Annotated in this window: 1 protein-coding gene; it reads left to right on the forward strand. The window is 48.5% G+C overall.

Annotated features, from left to right (window positions below; genetic code table 11):
* Positions 1-56 precede the first annotated feature (56 nt).
* A complete protein-coding gene (locus ACXAGA_RS16470; protein WP_475118555.1) occupies positions 57-398 on the forward strand; it encodes a hypothetical protein in 342 nt (113 codons plus the stop codon).
* The last annotated feature ends 31 nt before the right edge of the window (positions 399-429 follow it).

The following is a 429-nucleotide window of genomic DNA, read 5'->3' on the forward strand; positions in this document are numbered from 1 at the left end:
ACGTCAAATAACCCAAACTGAATTTAACACATCACACGAAATTACGGAGAAATATCATGTTTAACCTGACCAAAACTATCGCAACTACCCTAATCGCAACTGCTGGCTTTGCTGGTGCTGCATCGGCTGCTTCGGACGCATATTTCGGTGTACAGAACACCGTCGATAGCGGCGAAGAAATCACCATCGAATACGTGAATTCGCCAGCTGCAGGCGAACTGCAGATCTACGGCTACAACGCTGAAGGCGTCGGCCAGCTGCTCGGCACCGAAGAAGTATTCGCAGGCGGTAACATCAATACCGACGTCGAACTGGACCTGAACACTTACAACAAAGTTCTGGCTGTTCTGACCGTTGATGGCGCCGATCTGGCATCCGAAGTCCTGTACGTCAAATAACCCAAACTGAATTTAACACATCACACGAAAT

It is taken from the genome of Marivivens sp. ABH4_498 (assembly GCF_056160585.1).